Below are 12,130 nucleotides of genomic sequence, written 5' to 3'. Positions count from 1 at the left end.
CCATCCTCCTACTTATTTGTCTAGGTCAGCGATCAGATCATCCCATGTTTTGTTACCTCGTGCGGCAGCAGATACCGTGTTTTTTTGCTCATCCTTATCGCTCTCCACGCGCTGACTAACAAAATCAGAAATCGCAGCGATCGTCTCCAACTCGAACAATTCTCTCAAACTGATAGACACAGCGTATTGCTTGCGGATGGCTCCGCCCAATTCGAGATACGCCAAGGAATCCAGACCTTCTGACAAGAGTGGCTCATGCAAACTGGATGGAATCCGACCCGTCACATCATAAAATAGGCTGGCCAATACACGATCCATATCATTGCGATAGGTCAGTTCTTCTTCCAGTCCAACTGTTGCCGTAATACCTGTGTCGCTTTCTCCCTGCTGTTCATCTAAATTTATCAACGCTATTTCCTTCTTTAACAAGCGCGGGGTTGCACTATCCGTTTGAATAGTCGGCATCATCCAGTACTTTTTGCGCGTAAAAGGATAGGTTGGCAACGAGACTCTTCGTGGTTGGCCCTGCCCGTACAACGTCTCCCAAGCAATATCAGAACCGCTTTGCCACATGCGACCGACAGTATGCAAGAAGTGATTCCATTCTCCCGTTGGTTCCACCTTATCGGGAATCGTAGCGGCGATCTGGGTTGTTTTTCGGTCCAATTGTTTTCTGGACAGCATACCGAGTTGTTCTCCCGGTCCAACTTCCAGTAATATTACTGGGCGTGAAGACCGCTTTTTCAAATTTTGCAACGCCTGAGCGAAGTGTACGGTTTGTCGGGTTTGCTTTGACCAGTAGGCGACTGTCGCCATCTCATCCTGGTCAATCCAGTTGCCAGTCAATGTAGATACGATCGGGATAGCCATCGACCCAAACGCAACGCTTGAAAGCTGTTTTTCCAAAGCTGGCAAAATCGGATCCACGAGCGGTGAATGCCCTGCTCGATCCGAAGGAAGTAACACGCTAGGTACATTCCGCTCACTTAGCTCCTGCTTCAATTGTAGAATGGCCTGTTCTTCTCCAGACAACAGGAGTCGATCAACTGCATTGACTGCTGCGATGGAGATTCCATCGTGCAGAAACGGCTGAACCACTTCTTCTTTCAAGGCAACACTCAGCATGGCCCCTTTTTCCAGTAATTGGAACTGCTTTCCCCTCGCAACGGTGAGACGAATGGCCTCTTCAAGCGGGAGAAGTCCAGATATGCATGCTGCCACGTACTCGCCAAAACTGTGCCCGATTAGTGCATAGGGGCGTATACCAGATGCCATCCACATTTTGGCGAGGGAATAGCTCAAGCTGAAGTGATAGACGAAATGTTCGGTCAGTTGCGGTTCGACTATCGTCCTTTGTTCCTTGCAAAACAACATGGCATCATAATCCGCATAGTGGAAACGCCGAGCTACTTGGAAGCAACAGTTCATTTCATCTCGGAATACCGCATGTCTCTCGTACAGTCCGGCCCCTAACCCAATGGCATTTGCTCCTGCTCCTGGGAACAGAAACACGATGTCAGCCTCGGCTGGACTGCCCTGCGTACTCAAATGCTTGAGTCCCTCCTCGACATCCTGATGCGCGGAAAAGCGCCGATAACGGTGATGCTGCCTACCGATTTGAAGGGTATAAGCGACATCATCAGGGCGTAGATTCTCGTGACGTTCGGCAAATTGCTTCAGTTCACGCTCTACCTTTTCTAACTCCTCTGGGCTATCCGCACTAATGACATACAAATGCGCAGTGTCTTCCATAGCTTTTCGCGGTATACTTGGAGCTTGCTCCAGCACAACATGGGCATTCATTCCGCCCAACCCGAATGAGCTAACGGCTGCTCGCCTGATGGGACCGCAATCCGGCCATTTCTCCAAATGACGATTCACGATAAAAGGAGAGTCCGACAATTCAGGATGCGGCTGGTCACAATAGAGCGAAGGAGGAATGCTTCCTTCCTTCAATGCCAGAATCGCTTTAATCAATCCAGCCGCACCTGCTGCTGTATTCAAATGTCCGACATTCCCTTTCACAGAACCGATGTAACATTTCGAGCCGTTCTCTCTTGATTTCCCATATAGCTCTTTCAATGCCTTCGTTTCCACGGCATCGCCTAACGGAGTTGCTGTCCCATGACACTCCAGATACCCAATCTCTCCCGGCTTCACATCGCTCATTTCCAAGGCATTGCGAATCACCGACATCTGTCCTTGAACGCTAGGCGCGGCATAGCCTGCCTTTTCATTGCCGTCATGATTGATCGCCGATCCTTTTATAACCGCATAGATTTGGTCTCCATCAAGCATGGCATCCTTCAATCTCTTCAGCACAACGAGGGCAATCCCGTTCCCAGGAACGCATCCCTGACCATTTTGATCAAACGGTCGGGTGTATCCATCTGGTGATAAGGTTCCTTCTACGGGAAGATAGCCGTCATCTTGAAAAGGAGTAATGGATACGCCACCCGCAACTGCTACATCACATTCGTAGTTCAACAAGCTTTGGCAGGCCAGATGCACGGTTGCCAGCGAAGTCGAGCAAGCTGCTCTTACTACCACACTCGGGCCTTGCAAGTTCAATTTGTATGAGATTCTGGCTGTCAATGAACTTTCCCCGAACAGCCTCATTCTCGCTCTTTCAAGTGGATGCATAGTAGTGGCGTACATGTTTTCCCAAACGTAGGTGAAGTCATCTGATCCACAAAACAGTCCGACAGTCTCCTTGCGTCTGTCACCCATATAACCCGCATCTTCTAGTGCTTCGTATACACATTCCAGCAAGAAACGCTGCTGTGGGTCCATCCATAATGCTTCGCGGTCCGGAATGTTGAAGAATTCTCCGGCAAACCATTCCATGTCTTGAAGCTTGCCAAAAGCACCAATAGATTTGTTGTCGTCAGCATCCTCATCTGCTGTCTGCCAACGAGAGACACTATCCGTTCCTTTGATAAGCGAATCCCAGAAGGCACTTACGGAGTTGCTTCCTGGAAACCTCCCGGCCATTCCCACGACAGCAATATCCCAATCACGCACATATTCTTGCGACTTATTATTTTCCGACTCCCATTTGGTCTCTATACTCATTTCTTCTCGTTTCGCCTCCTCGTCTCCCATAATTGTTTGCGCTTTGAAACGCGCGCCTGCGCCGAAAGCCCTGCTCCCTGCTGTTCTTGCTGATCTTCCGCACTCAAATAATCAGATAACTTTCGGATTGTTGGATATACCAAAAGATCAGCCGCCTCGATGGAGACATTCAACTCCTGACTAATAGCGAGAGCAGCTTGAAACAAATGCAGCGAATTACCACCCATTTCAAAAAAGCTATCATCGATACTTACCCTTTCCATGCCGAGCAAACGCCCCCAAATACCCGCTAAAGTCTGGTGCATTTCTGATTCGGGCAACTGAAAAGCATGCGCAGAAATACGATCATTTTCATTTGGAAATGGCAGAGCACGAACATCGATTTTTCCATTTACAGTTAAAGGAAGCTCGTCACACAAAACGGCATAGGCAGGAAGCATGGAAGCTGGTAGCCAGCCAGATGCGAATTCACGCAACTCTGACCGATTTAGTTGAGAACCTGGTTTCACCTGAACATAAACGACCCATTTCGCCTGTCCTTCTGTTTCGATTTGCACAGCAACGCACAAACGAATGGCAGGATGCTTGCGAATGCACGCTTCGATTTCCTCAGGATCTACCCGATGTCCGTTTTGTTTCCGCTGACGGTCCCCTCTTCCCAAATAGTAGAGTCGCTCTCCATCGACATCTTTTCGCCACACCCCTTGGTCACCTGTCTTGTACATCCACCCCTCTCTTACGTATGGATCAGGAAATACCGTGAGGCTGGCGTAGGAAGAATCAAACTCGGCAATTCCCATTCCCCCGATATAGATCTCTCCCGGAAAACCAAACCGACATAACTGCCTGTGCTCGTCTAGAACATAGATGCGTTTATGGTCAATCGGTCGACCGATTGGAATTTCTTGCAAGCTAGCAATCTCTTCTAGTGATATTTCCCCTGCTACAGAGACGCTGGTGCATTCCGTAGGGCCGTACACATTGAACAACCGGCATCGACCATTTGCCCAATTTGCCCATTCCGCCAATGGTTCTGGTCGCATCTTTTCCCCACCCAGGATCACAGCGGACAAGCTAGCGAAGTGAGAGTATCCATGCTGCTCCTCCACACCCACCCAGGCATAAAAAAGGGCAGGTACACAATTGACATGGGTGACACGATAACGGAAAATATGCTCCAGCATGCGCTGTGAGTCAGCTAGCGAACCTTCTGGGAGCACAATAGCTGCGCCGCATAATAGTGGTGCAAACAAGTTTTTTACAGACGCGTCAAATCCCATCGGAGTAGCAAGCATGACACGAGATCCTTCACACAGTCCGCATGTGTCAATGTACCAGCGGCATAAATTCATCACATCCCCTACTCGGCCATTAACCTGCTTGGGTAGGCCCGTCGTTCCAGATGTGAAGATGCTATAGCATTTACTATCTAATCGCTGCGGACTGCAAGCAGGTTGACTATCTAACCCAACCAGCTCATACCGCAAAGACGATACCTGAATATCGAGATCAGGCAATACGCTATCTTTTGCAAGAACTAGCTTGGCACCGGAGCTGTTCAGTATATATTTCTGTCTTTCTACGGGATAATCAGCTTCGATCGGCACATAGGTTGCCCCGAGCATCCCGATTGCCCATATAGCTGCCAGTGTTTCGACTGTGCGTTCAGCCCAGATTCCCACGCTGTCCCCTTCACCAATCCCTTGTCTGCTCAAATCCTGCGCAATATGACGCACAAGCTCGGCAAATTCACGATAGGTCCAAGTCCTTTTGTCAGATAGAACGGCAGGAAGATCGGGAGTTTTTTGCACCTGCTCCTCGAACTGGGCAATCAGGCTGCCGCAATGGGATGGAGCAGTTTTTCTCCCGTCAGCCATACGGAGCAAGTCATGTTTTTCCTTCTCAGTAGCAATCCGCAACTCACGGATCAGACTGTGAGGCTTTTCGGCGATCTGACTGGATAACTCCGGAAGCAGCTCCAGAGATGCCTGCATGCGATATCTCTCTGGGTGAGCTGAATTACAATCAAGGTGGACACAATATTCACCCTCACCTCGTTCAATCGTGATGAAAGGCAGCTCTTTCCCCGATTCTTTGACAAGGTGTAGACCTGTATGGACAAAGACGATTTCCGCTAATCGTCCATTCCCCTTCCACAGATTGGATAGGTCGATCTGCTGATACTGGTAAGCCTCCTTGATTTGTTCTAAGTTCCGTTGCAGAAACGCTGCTACTGTCTCATTCGGATTGATTTCCATTACGATTGGCAGTATTTGATGATTGCTTCCGGGTGTGGTCCCTACATCACCAGCGATGCCGTATGCTATGCCGTCGCTGGTGACACCTCGTAGCGCAGTATAATAGGCAGTCAGAAAGAAAGCATACTCCAGCAATTGAGAGCCACCTGTCAAGTTCTGAATGACCTGGGCCGTCTCTTTCCTGATCTCAACCGATTTTCTAATGAGTGATTCCGTCCCTACCGATTGATTGGCACCCGTTGGAAGAGAAGTTGCCCGCTCCAATATCGCAGGTAGCTTCTCTTCCCAATACCGTTTCGCTTCATATGTCTCTCTATCAAACCATTGGATCTCCCTTGTCATACCTCTCCTGCTTCCTGAAAAGTTTTTCCTTTCGTAGACATAAATCCAATTTGCCCAAAATATTCGAGCATACGTATCAAATTATGATGGGAAAACTTCTCGATTTGTGCCCCATGAGCAGACAAGATCCTATTGGTCTTCTCGGCAGTAAAATCAACATGTGGGATCTGAGAGAATACCCCTTCTCCCTGCGGGAACAATCCATACAGCCCAGACCAAAACGGATCAGGCGATTGTCGTATTTGTTCAGCCAGAGCGTGTAGCCACTCTTTGTAGGGCAGTGGTTTCAGCGGATAACCAGCATGAGTGGCCCACTCCATCAATTGATTAACCATGAGAGGCTTCTCCGGATGAAGATGATACACTTCACCATTCGTTCCATCGTAATGGAGAACAAGCTGCACAACAGCAAATGCCAATTGATCGACAGGAAGTATGTTCAACGGATAGGCGATATCCGGGTACACCCCCATCTCGATGCACCCCTTGAGCGCGAGACTAACGAACTCCTGCGTATGGCATTTTCCCGTTAATGTATCACCTAGTGTCGTTCCAATACGGAACAGGGAACCTGACAAACCAGCTAAAAATGCTTGTTGCACGAGGCGATCTGCTACCCATTTGCTCTGGTTGTACCCATTTTGTAGCAGCTTCATCAGATCGGCGGTATGCCCTTCATCTACCGTCGTACCATCTGGTAATGAATCAAAAATCGATAAGGTGGAAATATGATGAAATGTCTTTTTCTTGCCACACAGAGCAAATGCAATCAGTTCAGCCGTTCCGTTGACATTACATGCCTTCAGGCGACTGTACGGCAAGGCAAAATTGACAAATGCCCCGTTATGCAAAATTGTATCGATCTCTTCGGACCATTTGTGGTAATCCTCCTCTCTCCAGCCAAAACGCTCTCGCTCCAAGTCCCCCACTAGAGGAATAACCCGCGAGCCAAGCCATTGGCTTAGAGAATACGGCTCCAACAGCTTTCGAATTCGCTCCGTTGCCTGCTCCTCGGAATCCGCCCTTACCAGACAATACACGGTCGTTTCACTGTGTTTTACTAATGCGTTCAACAAATACTCTCCGATAAATCCTGTCGCACCCGTCAACAAAATACGAGAGGGAATCGGACTGGACGTATCAGGTGGTAACTGTTTTGGCAAGCAGGAAGCTACCTGTTCCACTTCGCTGTACAGTCGTTGTATATCAGATGCTTCCTCTTTACGCTCCTCACTGCCTCCTTCCATGCGAGCAGCCAACAAGGAGATCGTCGGCGCTTCCAGCAAATCACGGAATGAAAGCTGGACACCACACTGCTGTCGAATCTCATACAGCAATTTGGTCATGACTACGGAGCTACCGCCTGCGTCAAAAAAGTTTTCATTGATCTGAAGTTCATCAAGCTCCAACACCCGCTTCCATACATCCAGCAGCATTCGTTCACGCGGAGACAGATTGCGTTCAAGGGACTCTTTTGATTGAAGGCGATCCATACGGAGCAGCCTTTGTACATCGATTTGTTCCGCATGATTAGAGCGTCTGGGAATGCTCTCTACGAGATGCAGCCGCACCATTTCAGGATTCCAGCCCACCTGCTGTACCATCTGCTCTACTTTTTCTTCTATCAGAGAAGTCCTATCAAGCTCTGGGCAGGCTGCATAAATATCCGCACGCGGCTGCCATTCTGTCCATAATTCTCCTCGCATCGATTCACCTTCAGGGTCCAGCCCGATATAGCAGGAGTGGAGTCGTTGTTGCAGAGCAGACTGCATCGACAGAAGTGCCTTTTCCGTTGTTAGAGGGACAAAACCGTTCCGTTTCGATAATTGATTCACCTGTTCCGGGACTAAGGCACTCATCCCTGTTTGCTCCCACATGCTCCAGGAAAAACAATATGTATTCGGAAACTCACTGGAAATGGCCTCACAATAGGAATCCACAAAATGATTTGCCGCGGCATACGCACTTAACGAAACCCCACCGAAATGACCGATGACCGATGAAAATACGATTAAGGCTATTTCCGGATTATCCTTGCGTATTTCGTGCAGCTTCAGTAGGCCTTGCACCTTCGATTGAAGGACGGCATCATAGCTTTGCTTCGTCTCCTGTTCCAACAAATGCTTCTCCATCTCCTGCCAATGTGTTTTTCCCTCCGCAGTAGGTTGCGATAATTGGCCTGCGAGATGAAAAATAGCACGTAAAGGCCGACTGAATGTCGATTCAGCCTTTTTGATCGCTTCATGAAGGAAACCGGAATCGCACACGCTTCCCTGAAAAAATAACACCTCAGGATCCAGTGATCGCAGCTGCTCCAATGACTCCTTTCGTTCAGTCGTTCCGATCACGGCTAATTTGACATTAAAATGGTTGAGTAACCAGCGGCACACATGTAGACCTACATCACCAAGCCCTCCTGTAACCAACACCCAACCGTCATTCTGTAAAAAGCGTGGCATCTGGCTGTCTTTCATAGGCTCGCATGAGACGAGGCACTGGTCATACCGGACACCATTTCGATAGGCGATTGAAAAAGACGAAGTTGAAGAAAGAAGTTCCCGAGCCAATTCCTCCCTATATTTTTCCGGTTGAGCTGTATCCAAATCGATCATCCGCACCTGAAGACCAGTCGCTTCCAATGACAAGCACTTCGCTAATCCTGGCAAGATAGCCGAACTACTGAGCCAATCGTTTTCCTTGACCGAAAAAGCATTTCTCGTTACCACTGTGTATCCAATCGAACGTTGCTTTGAAGCACGAATAATAGAGCGAGATAACACTTGAAATCTCTCTAACGTCGAAGTGATAGATTCATAGCTTGGAAGTTTGCCTACTTTCTCCTGATACAGATGGGTCAAGTCGAGAATTTCATCAATCTCTTCGACCGGACTGTCCAGCCAAGCTGCGGCATCCGGCAAGGAAACGGGAATATACCTGATGGATCCATGGGGCAAGACCGCAAAGAGTGACTGCAATTGATTTTGCTCACCGATTACAAGAACAGTTTTTTTCGGCGCGACAAGAAGGCTCTGTTGGCGTAAGGACAAGCGCCATTCCTTCTGATAAAACCAATCGGGTATGAAATAGCGATCATCGAATCCACGAGATTGCAGACGAGCTGCAAATTGGCCAGATTCAAAAGCTGTTTTCAGCTTGGAGCGTTGGATCTTGCCGATATCTGATCGGGGGAATTCCTTTTCCTTTAACGGAATAACAAAGTCTGGTCGTATTCCAAAACGTTCGATTAGCTTTCTTCTTATCTGAGAAGCAAAATCCGCGAACTGTTTCTCCTCTTGCAAATCTAGCGTTTCGGTCTTTCTCGGCGTATAAAATACCGCGAGCTTTTCGCCTTCTGCTTCGTTCGTACGCACAGCACATACCGCGCAGCAGGTAGCTTTAACCACTTCGGAATCCATGACCGATTCTTCTACTTCCTGACAGTAGTAGTTGACTCCCTGAACCGAAACCATTTCTTTTTCACGGCCAGCAATATAGAGCTCCCTTTCTCGTATCCAAGCTAAATCACCCGTAATAAACCAACCATCAGCCGTAAAGGAGTCAAGTGTAGCCTGCTCATTTTTGTAATAGCCAGCCATCAAGGTAACCCCACGGATTTGGAGTCCGCCAACAGCTCCTTCCTCCGCAATATTTCCTTCTTCATTTACAATCCTGATGGATACACCTGGAATCGGGTGACCGACTGGTACAATCCCTGATACATCAGGGCATCTTTTTGTGTCAAAGCCACGTGAATACGTAATTCCAGAAGAGGTTTCGGACATACCAAACACCGGCTTCAGACTGTCGCTCGTCAATCCGTACGGCTCCAGCAATCGAGCGAATGTTTGCAAATCTTTCCACGATATATGCTCCGCTCCATTTAATAGGGAATGCAGGCAGGTCAAGTCCCAGTCTCTACCTGACAATTCATTTGCTTGCTCATTGATCAGAGAGAATGCAAAGTGTGGGGCCCAAGTCAACGTCACCCGATGACGGTCAATAAGATTCAGCCAACGTGTCGGATCACCAAGCACATAAGGTGCAGCTACCTGAAGTTGATTGCAAGTCAGATAGACATCTCGCACATGAAAGTAAATCAATCCCCCAACGTGACTGAAGGGCATCCAGTTCAAAGTCATTTCTTCGGAGCCAAAGCCATTAAACACCATGGAGCCATACGATCTAGCGACAAGATTCCGATGCGTCAGCATGACCCCTTTTGGTTTGCCACTGCTTCCAGAAGTGAACATCAGTAAAACTGTTTCTTCCGGTCGCCATTCTTCTCTCCTCATCAAGATCCGTTCCTCTGGATCTCTTTGTATCAACTCTTGCACTGTAATCAACTGAGCACTGCTCAAGTCATCGTACTGATGCCGTACGGCTTCTAAGATCGGTAGAACTTTGCAGCAGGTGGCAATAATCGGCTTGTCAAGCAATCTCCACGATTCATACATCCGGTCCGACGCGGAGTTCTTCTCTCCTTGTCCCGATGCAGCAGGCATAGCTACCGGAACCATGCCAGCCAGAATCGTTCCCCAGAACATCAAGATAAAGTCCATGGGTTCTTCCACTTGGAACAGCACTTTGGAACGTTCCGGCAACCCCTTGTCGATGAGGGAGCAGGCAATCCGTTGTGCCTTTTTCCACAACTCTGTATAAGTCAGACTGGTTTCTCTCCCGTCTTCGGCTAGAAACAACAGCTGCTTATTGCTCTTGGCAGCACGATTCAACAAATCTGGCAGTGTCAGGCTAGCTTCTCGTTCAGGCAGAATTTCTTCCTGTTGAATGATCGCCTTCGCTGAAGTCAAAACCTCCGCGTGCTCCCTCGATCGAACTGGTTGTTTTATTGGTAAAGGTTGCACCGCTATCTCTTTTTGGACAGGACTGTACGAAAATAATACGGCGGTATCTATTTGTTCAGCGGCCAAATTCTGTTGGATGGATGCAGCTTCCGCCGAATTTATAGGCTTCATTCTTGCTAGGAGAGCAAGGTCGAGCTGATTGTCGCCACCACGGGGTATCCGTGCAACTGGAAACCATTTGATCGTGAATTTTTCTATTGGAAACCATCGCTGCAATAACGTATCCAAGTCCTCTACAGCAAGCGGTTGGTTACTTTGGTAATAGATTTGCAGACAATCATTTGCAATATGTACTCCACAATCAGTAATCGAAGAGACACTTTGCAGGACAATTTCCACGTCCCTGCAGTGAATACATACTCCTGACTGATTAAGCTGTTCATTCGTTGGCGACATACGGATAATGCCATCCTGATGACGTACTCCTTGCAATCCGGTCTGATACAGAAATGCATCCGGTCGATACGGATCAGGATTCTTTTCCGAACTAACATCGACCACATCGTTTGCCTCAATAGAAAGGAAGATCTCCCCAGGAATCCGGTATGGCTGTAAAAGCAGATGCTCGTTCAGCACATAAGCAGGCCATTCTGTCATCGGCTTCCCTTGATGGGCATACGGCATTTCATATGTACCTTCACCAGTAATGCTAGTAACAAACGGTAGATGGGGAAAACCGTAAAAGTTGTACCACTTGGTTCCCATCGCTGTGAAATATTCTTTCTCCTGCTTACTAGAGATCAATTCTCTGCCGAACGAGAGGATAACGGACGGGGGACGCGTGCCAGATGCTCTCAGCCCTTCGGCAAAACGAGGTAAAAGATGAAGCGGTATCAGAGCACAACCAGAATTGGTAAAGCTGTCAGATGTAAAGAGCTCTGAGTCAAGCGTCTGAAAATGAATGGTGTTGCCTGATAATAGAATCGGGAGCCAGGATAGATGAAACACGTCCCTCATTTCTTCATAAATATAAAAACTTTCTTGAAAGTTCACTCCCAGAATTTCTGTGCAAAAGGAGAACCATTTTGCAAATATTCCTGGAAGAGATATCTTTTGTTCATCAAATAACGATTCATTCGCAAGCATATGTAAATCAGCCGTATTTATGGCAATTGGCACTGTCTTCGTTGTCATTTGGATACGATCAGCAATATTTACTGTACGGACAAATGCGCTCTCATAATGATCCGTCAATAACAGCTCTGCTTGATTTTTGATCAGCAAGTGCTCTGTTCGCCTCTGAGAATCTCCAGGCTCTAAGGGCAGAACGACCCCTTTATTCTGAAGGACACTAAGAACTGAAATAACAAATGCATACAACTCATTCGTACACACACCCACTGCCATTTGTCGGTCATGGGCAGTCTCCCATTGTTTTGCCAGTCTCCCCATATCTTCATACAGTTTCGAATGGGTATACGAGCGTGTTTGAATCGTTAGTGCATACGTATCGCTCATGGAAATACCTCCGTTCGTTGGTTGGAAGAATTAACCTAAATATAAACCATATTACTTTTGCCTTCAACCAACATTATTTACTATGAGAAAAAATAATTCCTCGGAACCACAGTTTTTCTCAGGTGCAAAACTTGC

The 12,130-nt window shown here is 47.8% G+C and carries 3 protein-coding genes; all 3 read right to left on the bottom strand.

Going from position 1 to position 12,130, the window contains the following annotated elements; translation table 11 throughout:
- Window positions 1–12 precede the first annotated feature (12 nt).
- The 3 genes from C7R92_RS02410 to C7R92_RS02400 are packed head-to-tail and all read right to left on the bottom strand — an operon-like array spanning window position 13 to window position 11,995.
- A complete protein-coding gene (locus tag C7R92_RS02410) occupies window positions 13–3,075 on the bottom strand; it encodes a type I polyketide synthase (RefSeq protein WP_158265719.1) in 3,063 nt (1,020 codons plus the stop codon).
- Window positions 3,072–5,675 (bottom strand): AMP-binding protein, encoded by a 2,604-nt coding sequence (locus C7R92_RS02405; protein ID WP_106833114.1) that lies wholly within the window; start codon window positions 5,673–5,675, stop codon window positions 3,072–3,074. The genes C7R92_RS02410 and C7R92_RS02405 overlap by 4 nt, the downstream gene beginning before the upstream one ends.
- A complete protein-coding gene (locus tag C7R92_RS02400) occupies window positions 5,672–11,995 on the bottom strand; it encodes a thioester reductase domain-containing protein (protein WP_106833113.1) in 6,324 nt (2,107 codons plus the stop codon). The genes C7R92_RS02405 and C7R92_RS02400 overlap by 4 nt, the downstream gene beginning before the upstream one ends.
- Window positions 11,996–12,130 lie beyond the last annotated feature (135 nt).

The sequence above is a fragment of the Brevibacillus porteri genome, assembly GCF_003013475.1.
Lineage (GTDB): Bacteria > Bacillota > Bacilli > Brevibacillales > Brevibacillaceae > Brevibacillus > Brevibacillus porteri.
Note: the sequence above shows the minus strand (reverse complement) of the source record. Positions and strands in the feature narration are given on the sequence as shown.